The organism is Aeromonas sp. 601039 (assembly GCF_049174415.1).
In the GTDB taxonomy this organism is placed as follows: domain Bacteria; phylum Pseudomonadota; class Gammaproteobacteria; order Enterobacterales; family Aeromonadaceae; genus Aeromonas; species Aeromonas veronii_A.
Genome location: NZ_JAAKTL010000014.1, coordinates 55,486 through 75,884, shown reverse-complemented (window position 1 = coordinate 75,884; position 20,399 = coordinate 55,486). Strand labels below are relative to the sequence as shown.

At 59.6% G+C, this 20,399-nt stretch carries 18 protein-coding genes; 14 read left to right on the top strand and 4 right to left on the bottom strand.

The genetic code is table 11. The features are described 5' to 3' along the window. Nucleotides 1–203: 203 nt before the first annotated feature. Together glpK and G5195_RS12980 are read right to left on the bottom strand one after the other, a co-directional pair. On the bottom strand, nucleotides 204–1,706 hold the full coding sequence (gene glpK / locus G5195_RS12985) for a glycerol kinase GlpK (RefSeq protein ID WP_204477386.1): 1,503 nt from the start codon (nucleotides 1,704–1,706) through the stop codon (nucleotides 204–206). Between the two features lie 54 nt (nucleotides 1,707–1,760). Continuing rightward, nucleotides 1,761–2,609: an MIP/aquaporin family protein gene (locus G5195_RS12980; protein ID WP_005350866.1), complete on the bottom strand. Its 849-nt coding sequence runs from the start codon at nucleotides 2,607–2,609 to the stop codon at nucleotides 1,761–1,763. A 489-nt stretch (nucleotides 2,610–3,098) separates the two neighbouring features. On the opposite strand from G5195_RS12980, the gene glpT reads away from it, so the two are divergent. From glpT to G5195_RS12935, 9 genes are all read left to right on the top strand, one after another. Next, nucleotides 3,099–4,457 (top strand): glycerol-3-phosphate transporter, encoded by a 1,359-nt coding sequence (gene glpT / locus G5195_RS12975; RefSeq protein WP_005337540.1) that lies wholly within the window; start codon nucleotides 3,099–3,101, stop codon nucleotides 4,455–4,457. A 102-nt stretch (nucleotides 4,458–4,559) separates the two neighbouring features. Then, entirely contained in the window at nucleotides 4,560–5,318 is a 759-nt protein-coding gene (locus tag G5195_RS12970; protein WP_005347045.1) for a DeoR/GlpR family transcriptional regulator, read from the top strand. Between the two features lie 316 nt (nucleotides 5,319–5,634). Further along, on the top strand, nucleotides 5,635–7,122 hold the full coding sequence (gene glpD / locus G5195_RS12965) for a glycerol-3-phosphate dehydrogenase (protein WP_421223346.1): 1,488 nt from the start codon (nucleotides 5,635–5,637) through the stop codon (nucleotides 7,120–7,122). A 106-nt stretch (nucleotides 7,123–7,228) separates the two neighbouring features. After that, on the top strand, nucleotides 7,229–8,317 hold the full coding sequence (gene glpQ, locus G5195_RS12960) for a glycerophosphodiester phosphodiesterase (protein ID WP_103251021.1): 1,089 nt from the start codon (nucleotides 7,229–7,231) through the stop codon (nucleotides 8,315–8,317). A 218-nt stretch (nucleotides 8,318–8,535) separates the two neighbouring features. Continuing rightward, nucleotides 8,536–9,018 carry a serine protease inhibitor ecotin gene (gene eco / locus G5195_RS12955; RefSeq protein ID WP_005337529.1) on the top strand — a complete coding sequence of 161 codons (483 nt, stop codon included), beginning with the start codon at nucleotides 8,536–8,538 and terminating at the stop codon, nucleotides 9,016–9,018. 298 nt (nucleotides 9,019–9,316) lie between these two features. After that, complete coding sequence (locus G5195_RS12950) at nucleotides 9,317–9,688, top strand: DUF413 domain-containing protein (protein ID WP_005350885.1); 372 nt, start codon at nucleotides 9,317–9,319, stop codon at nucleotides 9,686–9,688. Continuing rightward, on the top strand, nucleotides 9,688–10,560 hold the full coding sequence (hdfR, locus tag G5195_RS12945; protein WP_421223345.1) for an HTH-type transcriptional regulator HdfR: 873 nt from the start codon (nucleotides 9,688–9,690) through the stop codon (nucleotides 10,558–10,560). The genes G5195_RS12950 and hdfR overlap by 1 nt, the downstream gene beginning before the upstream one ends. Nucleotides 10,561–10,735: 175 nt before the next feature. Then, nucleotides 10,736–11,677: a hypothetical protein gene (locus G5195_RS12940; RefSeq protein WP_421236211.1), complete on the top strand. Its 942-nt coding sequence runs from the start codon at nucleotides 10,736–10,738 to the stop codon at nucleotides 11,675–11,677. 145 nt (nucleotides 11,678–11,822) lie between these two features. Continuing rightward, nucleotides 11,823–13,013, top strand: coding sequence for an amino acid aminotransferase (locus tag G5195_RS12935; RefSeq protein ID WP_421223341.1), 1,191 nt, complete (start codon nucleotides 11,823–11,825; stop codon nucleotides 13,011–13,013). Between the two features lie 116 nt (nucleotides 13,014–13,129). Here the strand turns inward: G5195_RS12935 and G5195_RS12930 are convergent, their stop codons facing one another. Together G5195_RS12930 and G5195_RS12925 are read right to left on the bottom strand one after the other, a co-directional pair. Beyond that, nucleotides 13,130–13,633 carry a DUF2062 domain-containing protein gene (locus G5195_RS12930; RefSeq protein ID WP_421223354.1) on the bottom strand — a complete coding sequence of 168 codons (504 nt, stop codon included), beginning with the start codon at nucleotides 13,631–13,633 and terminating at the stop codon, nucleotides 13,130–13,132. After that, nucleotides 13,627–14,145 (bottom strand): DUF2062 domain-containing protein, encoded by a 519-nt coding sequence (locus tag G5195_RS12925; RefSeq protein ID WP_005350890.1) that lies wholly within the window; start codon nucleotides 14,143–14,145, stop codon nucleotides 13,627–13,629. The genes G5195_RS12930 and G5195_RS12925 overlap by 7 nt, the downstream gene beginning before the upstream one ends. 27 nt (nucleotides 14,146–14,172) lie before the next feature. On the opposite strand from G5195_RS12925, the gene G5195_RS12920 reads away from it, so the two are divergent. From G5195_RS12920 to kdsB, 5 genes are all read left to right on the top strand, one after another. Beyond that, the gene (locus tag G5195_RS12920; protein ID WP_421223339.1) at nucleotides 14,173–16,374 is read left to right on the top strand and encodes a DNA internalization-related competence protein ComEC/Rec2; all 2,202 of its coding nucleotides are present in this window, start codon (nucleotides 14,173–14,175) and stop codon (nucleotides 16,372–16,374) included. 104 nt (nucleotides 16,375–16,478) lie between these two features. After that, entirely contained in the window at nucleotides 16,479–18,242 is a 1,764-nt protein-coding gene (msbA, locus tag G5195_RS12915; protein WP_157160501.1) for a lipid A ABC transporter ATP-binding protein/permease MsbA, read from the top strand. Next, on the top strand, nucleotides 18,242–19,237 hold the full coding sequence (gene lpxK / locus G5195_RS12910; protein ID WP_421223338.1) for a tetraacyldisaccharide 4'-kinase: 996 nt from the start codon (nucleotides 18,242–18,244) through the stop codon (nucleotides 19,235–19,237). Before msbA ends, lpxK begins: the two co-directional genes overlap by 1 nt. Before the next feature lie 121 nt (nucleotides 19,238–19,358). Continuing rightward, complete coding sequence (locus tag G5195_RS12905; protein WP_005347033.1) at nucleotides 19,359–19,547, top strand: Trm112 family protein; 189 nt, start codon at nucleotides 19,359–19,361, stop codon at nucleotides 19,545–19,547. Beyond that, a complete protein-coding gene (gene kdsB / locus G5195_RS12900; RefSeq protein ID WP_201906360.1) occupies nucleotides 19,544–20,293 on the top strand; it encodes a 3-deoxy-manno-octulosonate cytidylyltransferase in 750 nt (249 codons plus the stop codon). The genes G5195_RS12905 and kdsB overlap by 4 nt, the downstream gene beginning before the upstream one ends. The last annotated feature ends 106 nt before the right edge of the window (nucleotides 20,294–20,399 follow it).

Below are 20,399 nucleotides of genomic sequence, written 5' to 3'. Positions count from 1 at the left end.
TAAAGAAAGGCCGCATATGCGACCCAGATGATGATTATAGATAGAGAACTCAATTGTGTTGTGACGGTTGGTGAGAACAAGATTCACCAGATAAAAACAGGGGGAGCAACGGGAGGGGAGGGCCGGCAAGGGGTAGACAAAAAGAGGCCGACGTGATGGTCGGCCTCCTTGGTGTTTATCTCAACGGAATGTCGGGAGCCCGATCAATCCTCTTCAGCCCAACGGCGTGAACGCTCAACCGCTTTTTTCCAGCCGTTGTAGCGCTTGGCGCGATCGTCTCTGTCCATCTGCGGGATGAACTCGCGGTCCACGCTGAACTTGTCTTCCAGCTCGTCGGAGCTCTTCCAGAAGCCGACTGCCAGACCCGCTAGGAAGGCGGCGCCCATGGCGGTGGTCTCGATGCGGGTCGGACGCACCACAGGGGTGTGCATCATGTCAGCCTGGAACTGCATCAGGAAGTCGTTGGCCACGGCGCCGCCGTCTACTTTCAGCGCAGCCAGCTTGATGCCGGAGTCTTGCTGCATGGCATCCAGCACATCGCGGCTCTGATAGGCGATGGATTCCAGCGCGGCACGGATGATGTGGTTGCGGTTGGCGCCACGGGTCAGGCCGACCATGGTGCCGCGAGCATAGGGATCCCAGTAGGGCGCGCCTAGGCCGACGAAGGCCGGTACCAGATAGACGCCGTTGGTGTCACCCACCTTGGAGGCGAAGTAGTCGGTATCGCGGGCATCGTGAATGATCTTCAGCTCGTCACGCAGCCACTGGATGGTGGCGCCGCCCATAAACACCGCACCTTCCAGCGCGTAGTTCACTTCCCCTTTCGGGCCGATGGCAACGGTAGTCAGCAGGCCGTTGCTGGAGCGAACCGGCTCGGTGCCGGTGTTCATCAGCATGAAGCAGCCGGTGCCGTAGGTGTTCTTGGCCATCCCTTTTTCAAAGCAGAGCTGGCCGAACAGGGCAGACTGCTGGTCACCGGCGATACCGGCGATGGGGATGCGGGAGCCGCCACCACGGGTGGTGTAGCCGTACACTTCGGAAGAGGGTTTCACTTCCGGCAGCATGGACATGGGGATGCCCAGCTCGTCCAGCATTTTCTCGTCCCATTTCAGCTCGCGGATGTTGTAGAGCATGGTACGGGAGGCGTTGGTCGGGTCGGTGACGTGCACTTCGCCATTGGTCATCTTCCAGACCAGCCAGGTGTCGATGGTGCCGAACAGCAGCTCGCCGTTCATCGCCTTCTCGCGGGCACCTTCCACGTTGTCGAGGATCCACTTCACCTTGGTACCGGAGAAGTAGGCATCCAGCACCAGGCCGGTGTTCTCGCGAACATACTCTTCCAGACCGCGAGCTTTGAGCTCTTCGCAGATGGCGGCGGTGCGGCGGCACTGCCAGACGATGGCGTTGTAGATGGGCTTGCCGGTGGCCTTTTCCCATACCACTGTGGTTTCACGCTGGTTGGTGATACCGATGGCGGCGATCTCTTCGCTGCGCAGGCCAGTCTTGGCCAGCACTTCGGTAAAGACGGAGGATTGGGTCGCCCAGATCTCCATCGGGTCGTGCTCTACCCAGCCCGCTTTCGGGTAGTGCTGGGTGAATTCGCGCTGGGAGGTACCGACAATATTGGCATCCTGATCAAACACGATGGCGCGGGAAGAGGTGGTTCCCTGGTCCAGAGCGACGACATATTTCTTTTCAGCAGACATGATGTTCTCCACGTTTCTATTTTCCACGTTTTTATACGTTGGAGGGGGCCGCTCTTATGCGGCAGCCTCTTCTTTGGCGGTTTGGGTAGCTTGCTCGGTGGTGACGACACGGTTGCCCGGGACGCAGGGAGCCAGCACTTTGACATACAGAGCGGTACCAATCTGGGCGCCAACGATGGGGCCAAGGATCGGAACCCAGAAGTAGGGGTTGTCACGACCACCGGTCAGGGCAACATCACCCCAGCCAGCAAAGAACGCGAACAGTTTCGGACCAAAGTCACGGGCCGGGTTCATGGCAAAACCGGTTAACGGGCCAAGGGAGGCACCGATCACCGCGATCAGGATACCGATCAGCAGGGCGGCAGCGAAACCCTTGGGGGCGCCGTTGTTGTTGTCACCCAGCGCCATGATGCCCAGCATCAGGACAGCGGTGATCACCAGCTCGACGGCAAAAGCTTGCATGTTGGTCAGCAGGGCATTGGGGTAGGTGGAGAAGATCCCGGCGGTGCCGAGGCTCTCGACACTGCCGCGCACCACGTTATGGGTCACTTCCCATTGGGTGAAAAGGTTACCATAAAGGAAGTAGACAAGGGCCGCGAAGCAGAAGGCACCGGCCATCTGGGCGATGATGTAGGGCACCACCTTGCGCTTGTCGAACCCGCAGAAGGTCATCAGCGCCAGGGTGACGGCCGGGTTCAGGTGGGCACCTGAAATACCGCCGGTCACATAGATGGCGATGGCCACACCCAGACCCCAGGTAATGGAAATTTCCCACTGCCCGAAGTTGGCGCCTGCCAGCACCAGTGCGGCCACACATCCGACACCGAAAAATATCAGCAGGCCGGTTCCGATAAACTCGGCGATGCATTCGCCAAGCAGGGTATTGGGTCTTTGTATGCTCATACTTTTATTCCTTATATCCACCCGTAGAGGTTTGATGTTCCGTTCTATCTTTTTGTGTCTATCCGTTGCTGCCGAAAACGTTTCCTTGTTGTTTTTGCGTCTTGCGCAAACGTTATGCTCGTTTGCGCTCGTTATCGGTCGTGACAGAAAATAACCCTTCCCGCTAATTTCACCATCCCCCCTCCATAGGAAATGTGGACAAGATCCCACTCATTGCTAAGAAAATGTGACGTAAAGCATCTTGATAACAGCCGCTTACCACTTAGGGGGTAGCTTGCAACCCTTGCCACACAAGGGCTGGCGCTTGCTGAGCGATTTCTCATTTGGAGCTTTTATTTGTAATAAAACTGCAATATTTGAGCATGCATCACAGATTAAATGAGCGCATATGAGCACAATTGGCTCGCTTGCGAATCGGTGGACTCACATGATTCGTTGGAATGGTCAGGGCATCCTCAACCGCCCATAACAACAATAAGGAAGCAGAACATGCTTAGTCTCTTCAGGCCTGCGGCGCACATCGACAGGCTCCCGGCTGACAAGGTCGACCCCTTCTACAAACGCATGCGTTGGCAGGTGTTTTTCGGGATCTTCTTCGGTTACGCCGGCTACTATCTGGTACGGAAAAACTTCAGTCTGGCGATGCCCTATCTGATCGAGCAGGGCTTTTCCCGTGGTGATCTCGGTTTCGCGCTCTCCGGGGTCTCCATTGCCTATGGTCTCTCCAAATTTCTGATGGGGAACGTCTCTGACCGTTCCAACGCCCGTTACTTCCTCTCCGCCGGTCTGCTGCTCTCGGCTGCCATCATGTTCATGATGGGTACCATGCACTGGGCCACCTCCAGCATTGCCATCATGTTTGTGCTGTTGTTCCTGAACGGTTGGGCACAGGGAATGGGCTGGCCGCCCTGCGGTCGCACCATGGTGCATTGGTGGTCACAGAAAGAGCGCGGCGAAGTGGTTGCGGTCTGGAACGTGGCGCACAACGTGGGTGGCGGCATGATTGGCCCGCTGTTTATCCTCGGGATGGGTTGGTTCAACGACTGGCGAAGTGCCTTCTATGTGCCTGCGGCAGCGGCGGCCGCCATCGCAGTGATCGCCTTCTTCGTGATGCGTGATACCCCGCAATCGGTCGGTCTGCCTCCTATCGAGGAGTACAAGAACGACTATCCGAAGGATTACAACGAGAGCCACGAGCAGGAGTTCTCCGCCAAGGAGATCTTCGTCAAGTACGTGCTGCACAACAAACTGCTGTGGTACATTGCGATCGCTAACGCTTTCGTTTACCTCATTCGTTACGGTGTGCTGGACTGGGCGCCAACCTACCTGAAAGAGGCCAAGCACTTCACCGTCGACAACTCCTCCTGGGCTTACTTCCTCTACGAGTGGGCCGGTATTCCGGGCACCCTGCTGTGTGGCTGGATCTCTGACAAGATGTTCCAGGGCCGCCGTGCACCGGCCGGTATCCTGTTCATGGTGCTGGTGACTCTGGCTGTGCTGGTTTACTGGTTCAACCCGGCCGGCAACCCGACCATCGACATGATGGCGCTGGTGGCTATCGGCTTCCTGATCTACGGCCCTGTCATGCTGATCGGCCTCTATGCTCTTGAGCTGGCACCGAAGAAAGCTGCCGGTACTGCGGCAGGTTTCACCGGTCTGTTCGGTTATCTGGGCGGCGCCGTGGCAGCCAACGCCATGCTGGGTTATACCGTTGACCACTTCGGTTGGGATGGCGGCTTCATGGTGCTGACCGTCTCCTGCGTGCTCTCCATCATCCTGCTGGCGATGACCCTCAAGCATGAGAACATTGCCGTTGCGGCCAAGAAAGCGGCTGCCCATAAGGCATAAAACGTGATCCTCAGCTTATTGATCCCAAAGGGGATCAGGTAAACTGCCAAAAGGCCCCGCATCTGCCGGGGCCTTTTTTTGTCTCATCATCGGAGTGCAAGCGTGAAGCAAACCCAACGACATCTGGAGATCCTGGACGTCCTGACGCGGCAGGGATTTGTCTCGACCGACGATCTGGTGACCCACTTTGACGTCAGCCCCCAGACCATTCGCCGGGATCTGAACGATCTCGCCGAACAGAACAAGATCCGGCGCCATCACGGCGGTGCCTCCCTGCATTCGAGTACCGTCAATACCGCCTACAGCGCCCGTAAAGTGATGCAACTCAAGGAGAAAGAGCGCATCGCCCGCGAGGTAGCGGCCAATATTCCTGACGGCTCATCGCTCTTTATCGACATAGGTACCACCACCGAAGCCATTGCCCGCGCCCTGCTCGATCACCGCGAGCTACGCATCGTCACCAACAACCTCAACGTGGCCAGCATTTTGACGGCGAAGGATGACTTCACCGTCATCATTGCCGGTGGCGAGATCCGCAACCGCGATGGCGGCATCGTGGGGGAGGCGACCCGCGACTTTATCGGTCAGTTTCGCATGGACTATGGCGTCATCGGGATTTCGGGGATCGACAACGACGGCTCCCTGCTCGATTTCGACTATCACGAGGTGAAGATCGCCCAGGCCATTATCGCTCACTCCCGTCAGGTGTTCCTGGCCGCCGACCACACCAAGTTTGGTCGCAACGCCATGGTCAATCTGGGCAATCTCAGCCAGATCCACGCCCTCTTTACCGATCAGGAGCCACCGGAAAAGCTGACGCGATTGATGGCGCAACACCAGATCGCTTGCCACATCTGCTGACGGCGAAACACGCCAAGGCTGTGCCGGTCGCCCGTCAGGGCGGCCTCCTTTCTTTTTTGTCTCCCATCCCTGCACCCATCTCACCCCTTTATGGGTATTGCCAAAACCACTATTCAATCTGGTTTTTTTGGCTATTAACTCGCCGATGTTGGCCCGACGCCATTTGTTCCGCTGACCAGTTCCCTTTGCCACCTCTGACGGGCTGTGGCGATCACACTTTCATCATAAAATGTTCGTTTGTTGTATTTTCATGTTCTAAAATGAGCGAAATCAAACATTGCTGTTATGGCAATCATAAAAATGAAAGTAGGTGAACATGAGCGAACATTATGATCTGGTCGTCGTCGGTGGCGGCATCAACGGGGTCGGCATCGCAGCCGATGCGGCAGGACGGGGTCTGAAGGTTGCCCTGTTTGAGGCGCAAGATCTCGCCTCTGCCACCTCGTCCAACTCCAGCAAGCTGATCCACGGCGGTTTGCGCTATCTCGAGCATTACGAATTCCGGCTGGTCAAAGAGGCGTTGGCGGAGCGTGAGGTGCTGCTCGGTATGGCGCCTCACATTGCGCGTCCCATGCGTTTTCGCCTGCCGCACCGTCCACACCTGCGTCCGGCCTGGATGATCCGTGCCGGTCTGTTCCTCTATGACAATCTGGCCAAGCGCGACAAGCTCAAGGGGAGCTGTGGCGTGCGCTTCCTGCCGCAAGATGGTTTGACCGTGGGGATCAACAAGGGGTTTGAATATTCCGATGCTTGGGTCGACGACGCCCGGCTGGTTGTGCTCAACGCCATGATGGCCCGTGACAAGGGGGCCGATGTGCAGACCCGCACTCGCTGCATCAAGGCGGTGCGCGGTTCCAAACACTGGACGCTCACTTTGGAGCGGGAAGGGGGCGAGCAGTTCACCGTCACCTGCCGTGGTCTGGTCAATGCGGCGGGCCCCTGGGTCAAGACCTTCTATGACGAGAGCCTGCACGAGAAATCCCCCCGCGGCATTCGCCTTATTAAAGGCAGCCACATGATAGTGCCGCGCATCCATGAGCGCGAAGAGGCTTATATCCTGCAAAACGAAGACAACCGCATCGTCTTCGTCATCCCTTATCAGCAGGACTACTCCCTCATCGGCACCACCGATGTGGAGCACCACGGCAGCCCGCGGGAAGCGAAGATCAGCGAGGCCGAAATTACCTACCTGTGCAAGGTGGTCAACGCCCACTTCACTCGCCAAATTGCGCCGAAAGATGTGATCTGGACTTACGCCGGGGTGCGCCCGCTCTGTGATGACGAGTCAGACTCGCCGCAGGCGGTGACCCGCGACTACACTCTCGAACTTTCTGGCGAGTCTGACGGTGCACCGCTCTTGTCGGTGTTTGGAGGCAAGCTCACCACCTATCGCAAGCTGGCGCAGGCCGCCTGCAACAAGCTCAAGCCCTGGTTCAGCCAGATGGGGGATGACTGGACTGCGACCAGCCGGCTGCCCGGCGGCGAGTTTGACTGCTCGGTGCGCGAGCTGGCCCGCGCCTTTGCGCTGGAGTTTGACTGGCTCGATGATCGCAGTGCCCTGCGCATTGCCGAGGCCTATGGCGCCCATGCCCGTCTATGGCTGAAAGAGGATCGCGGCATTCACTTTGGTGGCGGTCTCTACGAGTCGGAAGTGCGTTATCTCATCGAGCGGGAGTGGGCCTGTTCACTGGATGATATCCTCTGGCGCCGCAGCAAGCTGGGGCTGCGCCTGAACGAGTCAGAGCAGCAGATGCTGCAGATCTGGCTCGACCAATACCATCAGGCTCTGCGCAAGGCGAGCTGATGAGTGACGGTGGGCAGTGCGCTGCTGCCCACCGCTTTCCACCGTAAATATGCAACAAACCTCTGATAGAACAATTACCTACACACAATAATAAAGAGCATCACATATGAAAAAACTCGCCGTTTCCCTCATCGCCTTGAGCCTTGGGGCCTCCCTCTCATTACCCGTGTTGGCTGCCGATGAAGGCAAGGTGGTGATCGCCCACCGTGGCGCTTCCGGCTACCTGCCCGAGCATACCCTGGAGTCCAAGGCGCTGGCCTATGGCATGGGGGCTGACTATCTGGAGCAGGATCTGGTGATGACCAAGGATGACCAGCTGGTGGTGATGCACGATCACTTCCTCGATGGCATCACCGATGTGGCGGTGCGCTTCCCCGGCCGTGCCCGTCCGGACGGCCGTTACTATGTGGTGGATTTTACCCTGGACGAGGTGCGTTCCCTGCGTATGACCGAGCCGTTCCAGCTGGTGGATGGCAAGCAGGTGCCGGTCTATCCGGCCCGTTTCCCGCTCTGGAAGTCAGACTTCAAGATCCATACCTTCCAGGAGGAGATAGAGATGATCCAGGGGCTCAACAAGAGCACCGGCAAGAACATCGGCATCTATCCGGAGATCAAAGCGCCCTGGCTGTTCCGTCACGAAGGCAAGGATATCTCCAAGGCGGTGCTGAAGGTGCTCAAGGAGTACGGCTACACCGGGAAGGATGACAAGGTCTATCTGCAGTGCTTCGATGCCGATGAACTCAAGCGCATCAACAGCGAACTGATGCCCGCCATGGGTATGGATCTGAAACTGGTTCAACTGATGGCCGAGACCGACTGGAACGAGACCATGGTCTACGACGCCAAGGGCAAGGCAACCCCCTACAACTATGACTGGATGTTCAAGCCGGGGGCGATGAAAACCATCGCCAGCTATGCCGAAGGGATTGGACCGTGGAAGCCGATGATCGTCACCGAGCCGGGCACTTTGGGCAAGCCGGTCTTCACCGGCATGGTAAAAGAAGCCCACGCTGCGGGCCTGAAAGTTCACCCCTATACCTTCCGTCAGGATGAGGGGCAGATCCCTGCCTATGCCAAGGACTTCACCGATCTCCTTAACATCTTCCTCTATCAGGCCGATGTGGATGGGGTGTTCAGCGACTTCCCCGACAAGGCGGTCGCCGTCATCAAGGCCCATCAAGAGGCGGCCAAATAGCACTCTGGCGCCATTTGAATGCAAAGCGAGGCCAATTGGCCTCGCTTTTTGTTTCAGGTTCCCGTAACGGGAGTGTGCGCCCTGTCAGAAAATAGCCAGATCACGTCATGGTGTGCCGGATCTGCATCATTTTACGCAGTTTTTACGTAGCAGATCGCTGGCATGAAATCGGCAGAGCGGTTAGTCTAGCGGCGTTGAACCAACCCCATGAGGTACAGATGAAAACCGTATTGCGTTTTAGCCTGCTGGGCGCCTTGTTGCTGGGTGGCCATGCCTTCGCCGCCGAGCCGAAAAAATTTGATATCAGCATGTTCCCAGCCGCTGACGTGAATCAGGAACGTGTGGTGATCCGCCTGCCTGAAGTCGAGAAAGAAGCCGACATGATGGTCGAGCTGCAGGTCGGCAAAAAGATGATGGTTGATTGCAACGTACCGCGTTTTGCAGGCAACCTGGAACAGCACAGCGTCAAAGGCTGGGGCTACAACTACCTGAAACTGGGCAAGGTTTCCGACCCCATCAGCACCCTGATGATGTGCCCGGATAACCAGCAGAAAGAGACCTTCGTCCAGATCTACGGTCAGGGCTTCTTCGTGAACTACAACTCAAAACTGCCGTTCGTGATCTACGTGCCGCAGGAGTATGAAGTGCGCTACCGTCTGTGGCGTGCCGACAACCTGGCCCAACCGGCCATGATTGAGTAAGCATGTTTGAACCAAAGGTTCAGCTGGTTCACCTGATGTGATAAATAAAGCGCCGTATGGCGCTTTATTTTTGCCTACACAGTCCAAAAAGTGACGTGTAAATTGGCTGCACGTTTACATAAGTTTATTATTTATCAACGTTTTTTGTGTATTATGCCACAAAATCGGCGTCAGCGATGGGGCAAAGTGACATCGATAAAAGATATTTATTAACATAGTGAGAAAATTGATTTTGCACTCGGCGATGGCCTGATGATACTTGCCCGCAAAGGTCAAACTAACCAGAAAAAAGAGCACTATGAGCTTCGAATCAGACAAGCGTTTCAACGACTTCAAACATTTTCCCCGTGGCCTGCGTCGCAGTGGCGAATTCACTGTGGCCGAAGCGGACAGTCTGGAAAAGTATGGTACCGCCATGCTGGCACTCTACCAGGGCAACCTTGCACCCCGTGACGATGTCGAGTCCGCCTTCGTCGAGCAGGTCAAATCCGGCGAAGCCGGTGCCAACCCCCATGCCAAGGTGTGGTTCAAGTACCTCAAGGTGATTGGTCCCAAGCGCGTTCATCGCCTCTGCACCGTCGTTGGCGGCGCCAGCGAAGAGAGCAGCGGTGGCGGTAGCTTTGATGTCGGTGGTGGCAGCGGCGGTGGCAGTGACGAGTCCATCGATTAATGGATACCGAGCTGCTTCGGACCTTTATCGAGGTGAGCAAGACCCGGCATTTTGGCCGGGCTGCTGAAAATCTCTACCTGACCCAGTCGGCGGTGAGTTTCCGGATCCGCCAGCTAGAGCAGCAACTGGGTGTCAGTCTGTTTGCCCGTCATCGCAACAACATCCGCCTGACCGCCTCCGGTGAGCGTCTGCTGCCCTACGCAGACGCCATCTTGCACACACTTGGTCGTGCCAAGCAGGATGTGGCGCTCTCGCCAGGATTCAGCCAGCAGTTGGCTATCGGCGCGCCCGCGGTGTTCTGGGAGCTCGATTTCAACGACTGGCTGAATCACATCTATGCACTGGCGCCCGGTTTGGCGGTGCGACTGGAAACCGCCTCCCGCGAGCACCTCTGCCGCCAGTTGCTGGAGCGCTCCCTCGATCTGGCCCTGCTCTCCGAACCCACCAAGATCGACGAGATTGCCCTGCATCCCATCGGTGAGCTGGTGTTCGAGCTGGTGAGCCGGGATCCGGCCGCCAATGCCGACAACCTGATGCAGATGCCGCACATCCACCTCGACTGGGGCACCAGCTTCGAGCCGCAACCCAGCCGCTTGCAGAGTCTGCAAAAGACCCCGGTGCTGCACTCCAGCTCCGCCAGCATGGCGTTGCAATTTGTGCTGGCCAACGGTGGTGCTGCCTACCTGCCACGACGGATGGTCAGCCCCTTCCTCGAGAAGGGGGCGCTCCATCTGGTGGAGGGGAGCCAGCCGCTGAGCCGCCCGCTCTATCTCGCCTATCTGGAGAAATCCGATCGCCGGGAGCTGATCGATCAGCTGTTGACCCTGCCACTGGGTTGGCACGACGCCGAACTGCGCCTCAACGTCGAATAAGCGTCGAGTGTTATCCAAGGAAGAGCCCACCCCACGGTGGGCTCTTCTGTTTGGAGAACATTGCAGGGAGCGAGGTCACGTAATTGGCGCGGGAGGCTTGGCGTCATCGGCCTGTAACGGTACCTTTTCAGGCTGTTTGTTTATCCGATTGAGCACTGACAGGGATGGATTGTAATTGATCGACTTTAGTCACCCCGAATGGCGGGCACTGGCGCAGCAGTTGCTGAGCCACTCACCTGTGGTGATCCGTGGCCGCCAGTGGCAACCGCTGGTGGGCCTGCTCAAGGATAACCAGCTGTTGCTCGCCCATGGCAGCCACAGCTATGAGCTCACCCCGGCCGGACGGCGCTATCTCACCCGCGAGCTGATGCTGGCCGAGATCGCCACCGCCCCCCCCGAGCCCGAGGAGTGGTTGCATGCTCAGGGCTGGCAATTGGGGGAGCAGGTCAACGAACGGGTGCTGGCGGCGCTCTATCGCAAGTCAGAGGTGAACTTCACCCCCAACGAGCAGATCGATTTCGAGGACAAGGGGATCCGGCTCTGTGCCGATCAGCTGTTGCGCTTGCGCGCCGCCCAGCCGTTCAGCCTCTTTTTTAGCGGCGGCACCCTGATCGACGCAGCCCCCTGGTTGCAGGCGCTGGGGGAGGTGGCGCTGCCCGAGCGCACCCTGGCGGGTCTTGGCAAGATCCTGTGGGGGGAGGGGAGCATCGAGCGGGTGATCACCACAGACAGCGTCGGCGCCTTTGCCGAGCTGCCTCTTGAACCCGGCACCTTGCTGGTGTGGGCTCCCCCATCGGCTCCTCTGGCCTTGCAGCAGGTGGTGGCCGCCTTGCCCCCCAATGTGCTGTGGAGTCATCTCACCGCCCTCGACCCTGCCGGGGTGGATCGGCTACAGGCGCTGGCCCAGCGGCTGGGTCGTCCGGCCAGCTGGTGGTTGCCCCGTGATCTGGCCCCCATCCTCAGCGCGTATGCCCAGCCTTTGACTGAGGCTCGGCCCTGGGAGCCGAGCCGGATCCCCAAGCCATTGTTAGCCGTTTGTAGCGGTTTGGTTGAGTCCAATGGTGGCTTGTCGGCCGAGGTGTGCGCGCTGGCACCAGCGTGGCATGCCATTGGTTGAAATTGGCCTGAAAGCGAGCCAAAAAGCGGTTTTCCCCCATTGAACGCGGTGATATAAAGAGTTGACGAAGCGCTCGCCAGATGAGCGCTTTTGTTTATCAAGCCGCTTTGCCACCCAACGAACTCAACGGAATACAGGGAATACCATGTTTGAAAAGGTTGTTGCCGCCCCAGCGGATCCGATCCTGGGCCTGACCGAAGCCTTCCGCGCTGACTCTCGCAGCCACAAGATCAATCTGGGCGTAGGGATCTACAAGGACGAGTCCGGTGCTACCCCCATTCTTCACTGCGTCAAGAAAGCCGAGCAGAAGCTGCTGACCGACGAGAAGACCAAGAACTACCTCGGTATTGAAGGCAATATCGAATATGGCCGTATCGTGCAGCAACTGCTGTTCGGGCAGCACTCTGCGCTGGTTGCCAGCGGCCGCGCCAAGACCGCGCAAGCACCGGGCGGCACCGGTGCCCTGCGTATCGCGGCCGAATTCGTGGTGCGCAACGGTCTGGCCAAGACCATCTGGATCTCCGATCCCACCTGGGCCAACCACGTCAGCGTGTTCCAGGCCGCGGGCCTGACCGTCAAGTGGTACAAGTACTACGACGCCGCCGCCAAGGGGCTCGACTTTGCCGCCATGCAGGCCTCGCTGGCCGAAGTGCAGCCGGGTGAGCTGGTGCTGCTGCACGGCTGCTGCCACAACCCGACCGGTATCGACCCCACAGCTGATCAGTGGCGCGCGCTGGCCAAGCAGAGTGCTGCTGCCGGCTGGTTGCCGCTGTTTGACTTTGCCTATCAGGGTTTTGCCCGTGGTATCGAAGAGGATGCCGAAGGTCTGCGCATCTTCGCCGAGTGCCATGACGAGCTGCTGGTGGCGAGCTCTTTCTCCAAGAACTTCGGCCTCTATAACGAGCGGGTCGGCGCCTTCACGCTGGTCAGCGCGACCAAGGAGATCGCCGATGTGGCTTTCACTCAGGTCAAGACCGTGATCCGTGCCAACTACTCCAACCCGCCGTCACACGGTGCCGCAGTGGTTACCGCCGTGGTGAGCGATCCGGCTCTCTATGCCGAGTGGGTCGAAGAAGTGGCTGCCATGCGGGTGCGTATTCGCGAGATGCGCGAACTGCTGGTAGAGAAGCTGGCTGCCCTCGGCGTGAGCCAGGATTTCAGCTTTATCCGCGAGCAGAACGGCATGTTCTCCTTCTCCGGTCTCACCAAGGATCAGGTGGAGCGCCTCAAGAGCGAATTTGCCATCTACATCGTCGGCTCAGGCCGGATCAGCGTGGCCGGGATCACCCGCGCCAACATCGATCCCCTGTGCGAGGCCATTGCCAAGGTGCTGTAATCGCATTGCCTTGTGCTCTGGCACTATGCGGCACTATGCCATGAAAAAGCCCGTCACCTTGGTGACGGGCTTTTTTGATCGCCAACGGCTGATCGTCAAACGATAGGAAGGGGGACTCACTGGTGGCGGGCACCTTGCCACAGCTTGCGCAGTTGTAACAGCAGCGCGGTCAGGACGCCGCCGCTCAGGGCGGTGAGTACCGCCAGCAGCAGGCTGCCGAGCAGGAAGGGAGGCACCAGGGTGGCCGCCTCCTGCTCCAGCCAGTGGAGGGTCCAGCTGAGGTGGAAAGGCTCCGGCGTCTGGTGCAGTACCATACAACCGGTGCGATAGGCGTAGAGATACATGAACGGCAACGTCAGCGGATTGTTGAACCAGACCGCCAGCAGTGCCAGCGGCAGGTTGAGGCTGAATGCCAGCGCCAGACCGACTGCGATGAGCGAGTGCATCGGGATGGGGAACCAGCAGGCGAAGATCCCGGCTGCTACCGCGCCGCTCAGGGCGCGGGTGCCCCCTTGCCAGAGGGCAGGGGCAAGCAGCCGTTCACCAAACAGGGCAAACCACTTCTGCTGGCGCAGGGTGTCGGGATCTAGCTTGAAGCGGGCAAACCAGCGACTCAGCATGGGCGGGCCATCTTGCGTTTTTGCCACTGGCGCACCGTGCTGATCCGCCAGAAGGTGCGGATCAGGGTGTAGCCGATAAGGGAACTGAGCAGTGCCAGGATCAGCGAGCCCAGCAACAGCGGTGGTGCCACTGTGCCCAGTACCGAGACCAACCACTCCCAAGTGAACTCAATCTCTATCTGCTGCGCTGAATGTCCCAGCAGCTGGCAACCCACCAGATAGGCACCATAGAGCAGGGGCGGCATGGTAAAGGGGTTGGAGAGCCAGACCAGCGCCACCGAGAGCGGCAGATTGACCCGGCACAGGATGGCTCCACCGGCAGCCAGCAGCATCTGGCAGGGGAGCGGCACCCAGGCCATGAAGAGGCCCACCGCAAATGCCCCGGCAGCCGAGCGGCGGTTGAGGTGCCAGAGGTTGGCATCGAGCAGCAGTTTGCCGAACAGCCGCAGGTGCTTGTGTTCTTTCAGGGTTTGCTGATCGGGCATCCAGCGTTTAATGAGTCGTTTGGGCATATTGAAACCTTGCTAAATACTTGCTCCATGGATCTGCGTCTGTTGTCGTTTGCCCTGGGGGCAAGCTCCTCACTGCTCTGGCCATGGTTACCTTCACTCGCATGGGGGGGCCTGTTGCTGTCCCTGCTGATCCCCCTTGCATATTGCCGTGCCTGGCGGTGGCTGTTTCTCCTGCTCGGCATCCTCTGGATGCAGGCCAATCTTGCCTATCGGCTGGCCTGGCTGGAGCGGTTGGGCGATCAGACGAGCCACATGATAACCGCACAGCTGCAAAGTGCAGAGCCCGAGGGGGATAAATTTGTCCGGCTGCTGCTGCGGGTGAGCATCCTCGACGAACAACCGGTGACACCTGAGCCCCTGATCCGGGTCAATGCCTATCAGGCATTGCCAGCCATGACGGTAGGTAGCCGGATCACCCTGATGACCTCGTTGAAACCGGCTCACGGTCTGGCCAACGAGGCGGGGCTGGATGGGCGGCGTCTGCTGCTGGGCAAGGGGATCACCGCCACTGGCAATCTGCGTCGGGTGATCGACATTCAACAGGCACCTGTGGGGTGGCGCGAACGCTGGTTGGGGGCGGCGACCGAGAGTTGGCGTCCGCTTGACCATGCCCCCTTGCTGGCGGCGCTCACTTTTGGCGAGCAGAGCGGCATCACGGATGCCCAGTGGGAGCTGTTTCGCGGCAGCGGCCTGACCCATATCATCGCCATCTCAGGGCAACATATCGCGCTGGTGGCGGTGCTCGGGTGGTGGTTGGGCAGGTTGTTTGGCCTGCGCGGCGCCATCATCACCTCCCTGCTCTTTGCCGCCGTCTACAGCGCGTTGGCCGGGTTTGCTGTGGCCACCGAGCGGGCCCTGATCATGGTGCTGGTGTGGAGCGTGTTGCGCTGGAGTCGGCGAGAGTGGCCGGCCTGGCGCATCTGGCTGTGGGCCTTTGTGGTATTGACCCTCTGGGATCCCTTCGCCCTCTATTCGGCCGGCTTCTGGCTCTCGTTTCTGGCGGTGGCCATCTTGCTGCTGGTGGGATATGTCCACGACAAGCCGGGGCTCTGGCAGATCCAGCTCTGGCTGCTACTCGGTCTGCTGCCGCTGCAACTGGCGTTGTTCGAGGGGATAGCGCCCCTTGCCATGGTGATCAACCTGTTGGCTGTGCCGCTCTTTTGTATCGCCATCATCCCGCTGGCCCTGATCGGTGTGCTGCTGGCGCCGCTCTCCACCTCGCTTGCCTACGGCCTGTTCTGGCTGGCGGATTTAGGGCTCGGGTGGGTGTTGACGATCCTGAACTGGCTTTCCGATCAACTGCAACTGTGGTGGCCACTGCCCGGCTGGTGGCTGCCGCTTTGCACCCTGCTGTTGCTGCTCTGGTTCGCCGCGCAGTGGCGCCCGGCACGTTGGCTGTTGCTACCGGGTCTGTGTGCGCTGTTGTTGGCGCTCTGGCCAACGCCAGTCCGCTGGCAACTGCGGGTGCTGGATGTGGGGCAAGGGCTGGCGGTGCTGATCAGCAAGGGGGAGCGTGCCATCCTCTATGACACAGGTGATCGCTATCCCGGAGGCTACAACATGGCGGACGCGGTGATCCTGCCCCAGCTAAGCCATCTGGGGATCCGGGTCATCGATCGCCTCATCATCAGCCACAAGGATCGGGACCATGCCGGCAATCGCAAGCGACTGCTCAGCGCCATGCCGGTGCGTCACGAGTTCTCCTCTTACCCCTTCAGTGAGGGAACCACCCTGTGCCAGCGTGGGCAACAGTGGCGCTGGCAGGGGCTCTCGTTTGCAGTGCTCTGGCCCGAGCGCCCCGGTGGCGGGCGCAATAATGATGGCTGCGTGGTGCGTATCAGCGATGGGCAGCGCAGCGTGCTGCTGAGCGCAGATATCGAGCGGCAAGCCGAGCAACGGCTGGTGGCGCTGGAGGGGGAGGGGTTGGCCAGCACCTTGCTGGTGAGCCCCCATCATGGCAGTCGCACCTCCTCCACACCCTCGTTTGTCGCGGCGGTGGCGGCAAAGGATGTGATCCACAGCGCCGGTTTTATGAATCAGTGGGGCTTTCCCCGTCCCGATGTGGTGGCCCGCTATCGGGATGCCCGCCAGTGGATCACCGGTCAGCAAGGGGCGATGCTGGTCGAACCCACCGCAGCGGGCTTGAGCGTCACTGCCGAGCGAGATCTGGGTCCCTGGTACCGGCGCAGTGGCGAGTGGTGGCGACCGCGAGTGTGGTTTGAGCAATAATCGGCCATTTCTGCCGTGTAGGAATGCGATATAGGTGGCGGCGCTTGGTGTAAGCCTGCGCTTTGGCTAGAATAGCCCGTCATTTCCATTACTAACGGCTATTCATGCAACAAGAAACCTCACAAGAGAGCTGGCCAGTATTCAAACGCCTGCTCGGTTATGTCCGTGATCGCAAGCTGGGCCTGGTCGGTGGCATCATCGGGATGCTGGGCTACGCCGCCGTGGATACCACCTTTGTCTACTCCATCAAGCCGCTGATCGATCAGGGCATCAATGGCAACGACAGCACCGTTTTGAAATGGATGCCCTTCTTCGTCCTCGGCATCGTGGCCCTGCGTGGTGTCGCCAACTTTCTCTCCAACTACTGCATGGCCTGGGTCGGCAACCACGTCGTGATGCGTCTGCAACAGCAGGTGTTCAATCACATGGTGGCGATGCCGATGAGCTTCTTCGACCGTCAGAACACCGGTCATCTGCTCTCCAAGGTGACCTATGACGCCAGCCAGGTCTCCTCGGCGGCAAGCACCACGCTGGTGACCCTGGTGCGGGAAGGGGCGACCGTGGTCGGCCTGCTCGGCCTGATGTTCTGGCACTCCTGGCAGCTGTCGGTGATCTTTTTGGTGGTTGGCCCGCTGGTGGGGGTCATCATCGGCCTTATCAGCCGTCGTTTCCGCCAGATCAGCCGTCACATTCAGCAGGCGGTGGGGGATATCACCACCTCCACCGAGCAGATGCTCAAAGGGCACAAAGAGGTGCTGATGTTTGGTGGCCAGAAGGTGGAAGAGAAACGCTTCTTCCAGGTCAGCAACAACATGCGCCAGCAAACCATGAAGATGGTCGCGGCTGATGCCATCGGCAGCCCTGTGGTGCAGATGGTGGCCTCCATCGCGCTTGCTGCCTTCCTCTATGTAGCTACCATCGACAGTGTGCGCAGCGAGCTGACTGCCGGTACGTTTACCGTCATGATCACCTCCATGATGATGCTGCTCAAGCCGCTGAAAAGCCTGACCGACGTCAACAACCAGTTCCAGCGGGCCATCACTGCCTGCCACAGCCTGTTTGGCCTGCTCGACAGCGAGCCGGAGCAGGATACCGGCACCCGTACTCTGGAGCGTGCTCGCGGCGAGATCGAGTTTCGCAACGTCACTTTCACCTACCCGACCAAGGATACCCCGGCGCTGCACAACGTCAGCTTCAAGGTGGAGGCGGGTAAGTCGGTGGCGCTGGTGGGCCGTTCCGGCTCTGGCAAGAGTACCATTGCCAGCCTGCTGACCCGTTTCTACGACATCGATCAGGGCGAGATCCTGCTGGATGGCATCAACATCCGCGAATACAAGTTGAGCGAGCTGCGCAAGCAGTACGCGCTGGTCTCCCAGCATGTCCACCTGTTCAACGACTCGGTGGCCAACAACATCGCCTACGCGGCAGAAGACAAATACAGCCGCGACCAGATCGTGCAGGCTGCCCGCATCGCTCATGCCGACGAATTCGTCAGCAAGATGAGCAACGGGTATGACACTGTGGTTGGCGAGAACGGTGCATCCCTCTCCGGTGGTCAGCGTCAGCGTGTTGCCATTGCGCGCGCCCTGCTGCGCGATGCGCCGGTTCTGCTGCTGGATGAGGCCACCTCGGCCCTCGATACCGAATCCGAGCGCCACATTCAGGCGGCTATCGACGAGCTTTGCAAAGCGCGTACCTCGCTGGTGATCGCCCACCGTCTCTCCACCATCGAGAAGGCGGACGAGATCCTGGTGATCGACGAAGGCCATATCGTCGAGCGCGGGAACCACGAAGCATTGATGGAGCAGCGCGGCACCTATGCCCAGCTGCGCGCTATTCAGTTTGGCAACGCGGGAAGCAAGGCCTGATGCTGGAACGGCTCTGGTATCGCAAAAGTGGCTGGCGCTGGTTGCTGGCCCCCTTTGCCCTGCTGTTCGCCATCATCAGCGGCAGCCGCCGCTACGCCTATCGTCATGGCTGGCGCAAGGGGTATAGCTCCTCCTTGCCGGTCATTGTTGTGGGCAATATTTCGGTGGGGGGCAACGGCAAGACGCCAGTGGTGGTCTGGCTGGTGGAGCAGTTGCAAGCCCGCGGCTATCGCCCCGGGGTGGTGAGCCGTGGTTATGGCGGCAAGGCGCCCCATTACCCCTATCGGCTGGATGAGACCAGCACCACGGCGCAGGCCGGAGATGAGCCGGTGCTGATTGCCCGGCGCTGCGGCTGTCCGGTGGTGGTTGCCCCGAAACGGGCCGACGCGGTACGACTGCTGGAGCAGAGCGGTGAAGTGGATATCATCATCACCGACGACGGTCTGCAGCACTATGCGCTGGCCCGCGACATCGAGCTGGTGGTGGTGGATGGTGCCCGCCGTTTCGGCAACGCCTGCTTGCTGCCGATGGGGCCGCTGCGCGAGCCGGTCACTCGTCTCAAACGGGTGGACGCCATCATCTGCAATGGCGGCGAGCCGGGCAAGGGGGAGTACCCCATGCAACTGGTCGCCGTCACCCCGCGCCGGGTGCGCGACGATGCCCTGCTGGCAGCCCCCTTGTCGGGGCCGGTCGATGCGTTGGCTGGGATCGGTCATCCGCCCCGCTTCTTTGCCACCCTGGAAGGGCTCGGCTATCAGCTGGATCAGCAGGCCGCCTACGGCGATCATCACCCCTTCGATCGGGATGAGCTGGTGGGCCGCTTTGCCAGCAAGCCGCTGCTGATGACCGAGAAGGATGCGGTCAAGTGTCGTCCGTTTGCCCTCGATAACTGGTGGTATCTGCCGGTCAGTGCCGAGTTGCCCGCCTCCCTGCTCGATGCCCTGCTGCACAAGCTGGGGACGAAGGGGAAGGGCGCGGCCAGGGCGCAAGATTAATCTCTCTCGCCTCGGCGGGGGAGCAGGGGGTTGATATGCCCCGTATGGAATATCTGGTTGCTCGACATCCATCGCTGGCGTGATGAAGCCGCCAGCGCGACATCGTTGAAGGAGTATCGTTTTGGCTTTGGACATCAAGTTGCTCGACATCATCGCCTGCCCGGTCTGCAAGGGTAAGCTGCACTACAACAAAGCAGTCCATGAGCTGGTCTGCCGTTTTGACAAGCTGGCCTATCCGCTGGAGGAGGGGATCCCGGTGCTGCTGGAGAACCGTGCCCGTCCGCTCAATAGCGATGAGCTGCCGTCATGAGTTTCGTCGTCGTCATTCCGGCCCGCTATGCGTCAACCCGTCTGCCGGGCAAGCCGCTGGCTGATATCCATGGCAAGCCCATGGTGCAGCACGTGGTGGAGAAAGCCCTGCAATCCGGTGCCGATCGGGTGATCGTCGCCACCGATGACGAACGGGTGCAGCAGGCACTGCTGAGCACCGGCGTCGAGGTGTGCATGACCTCACCGGATCACCAGTCCGGCACCGAGCGTCTGGCCGAGGTGTGCCGTCACTACGGCTTTGCCGCCGATACCATCATCGTCAATGTGCAGGGGGATGAGCCGCTCATTCCGCCCGCCATCATTCGTCAGGTGGCGGATAATCTGGCCGCTGCCACGGCGCCGATGGCGACCTTGTCGGTGCCGATCAAGGATGCCGAAGAGGCGTTCAACCCGAACGCAGTGAAAGTGGTGACTGACAAGGATGGCTACGCCCTCTACTTCAGTCGCGCCAGCATTCCCTGGGATCGGGATCGCTTTGCCAAGAGCCATGAGCAGATTGGTGACCACTACCAGCGCCATATCGGCATCTACGCCTATCGCGCCGGCTTTATCCAGCGTTACGTAGACTGGGCACCGAGCGTGCTGGAGCAGGTCGAGGCACTGGAGCAACTGCGGGTGCTCTGGTACGGGGAGAAGATCCACGTCGCCCAGGCCCTTGAAGCGCCGCCGGTCGGGGTGGATACCCAGGCCGATCTTGAGAAGGTGCGGGCCTTTTTGGCCAAGTGATGGCCACAGCACTAAAGTCATGAAAGACGGTGTCGCAAGGCACCGTTTTTTGTTTTGAAAATTTATATAATTATTTGATTTTAAACGCTAAACATGGGTTTTCTCA